This window comes from Streptomyces sp. NPDC050548 (assembly GCF_044457385.1).
Taxonomy (GTDB): Bacteria; Actinomycetota; Actinomycetes; order Streptomycetales; family Streptomycetaceae; genus Streptomyces.
This window is the reverse complement of sequence record NZ_JBITGV010000045.1, coordinates 1-1,325: the sequence shown is the minus strand read 5'-3', so window position 1 is coordinate 1,325 and position 1,325 is coordinate 1. Positions and strand designations below refer to the sequence as shown.

Below are 1,325 nucleotides of genomic sequence, written 5' to 3'. Positions count from 1 at the left end.
GACGGGTGGTTGGTCGTTGTTTGAGAACTGCACAGTGGACGCGAGCATCTGTGGCCAAGTTTTTAAGGGCGCACGGTGGATGCCTTGGCACCAGGAACCGATGAAGGACGTGGGAGGCCACGATAGTCCCCGGGGAGTCGTCAACCAGGCTTTGATCCGGGGGTTTCCGAATGGGGAAACCCGGCAGTCGTCATGGGCTGTCACCCATACCTGAACACATAGGGTATGTGGAGGGAACGCGGGGAAGTGAAACATCTCAGTACCCGCAGGAAGAGAAAACAACCGTGATTCCGGGAGTAGTGGCGAGCGAAACCGGATGAGGCCAAACCGTATGCGTGTGAGACCCGGCAGGGGTTGCGTATACGGGGTTGTGGGATCTCTCTTTCACAGTCTGCCGGCTGTGAGGCGAGTCAGAAACCGTTGATGTAGGCGAAGGACATGCGAAAGGTCCGGCGTAGAGGGTAAGACCCCCGTAGTCGAAACATCAACGGCTCGTTTGAGAGACACCCAAGTAGCACGGGGCCCGAGAAATCCCGTGTGAATCTGGCGGGACCACCCGCTAAGCCTAAATATTCCCTGGTGACCGATAGCGGATAGTACCGTGAGGGAATGGTGAAAAGTACCGCGGGAGCGGAGTGAAATAGTACCTGAAACCGTGTGCCTACAAGCCGTGGGAGCGTCGGATATGTGCTTGCACATATCTCGTGACTGCGTGCCTTTTGAAGAATGAGCCTGCGAGTTTGCGGTGTGTTGCGAGGTTAACCCGTGTGGGGAAGCCGTAGCGAAAGCGAGTCCGAACAGGGCGATATAGTAGCGCGCTCAAGACCCGAAGCGGAGTGATCTAGCCATGGGCAGGTTGAAGCGGAGGTAAGACTTCGTGGAGGACCGAACCCACCAGGGTTGAAAACCTGGGGGATGACCTGTGGTTAGGGGTGAAAGGCCAATCAAACTCCGTGATAGCTGGTTCTCCCCGAAATGCATTTAGGTGCAGCGTCGTGTGTTTCTTGCCGGAGGTAGAGCACTGGATAGGCGATGGGCCCTACCGGGTTACTGACCTTAGCCAAACTCCGAATGCCGGTAAGTGAGAGCGCGGCAGTGAGACTGTGGGGGATAAGCTCCATGGTCGAGAGGGAAACAGCCCAGAGCATCGACTAAGGCCCCTAAGCGTACGCTAAGTGGGAAAGGATGTGGAGTCGCAGAGACAACCAGGAGGTTGGCTTAGAAGCAGCCACCCTTGAAAGAGTGCGTAATAGCTCACTGGTCTAGTGATTCCGCGCCGACAATGTAGCGGGGCTCAAGCGTACCGCCGAAGTCGTGTCATTCAT

General features: G+C 56.5%; 1 rRNA gene. It reads left to right on the top strand.

From position 1 onward, the window contains the following. Window positions 1-52: 52 nt before the first annotated feature. Window positions 53-1,325, top strand: a 23S ribosomal RNA gene (locus tag ACIBJH_RS48135); the annotation flags it as partial.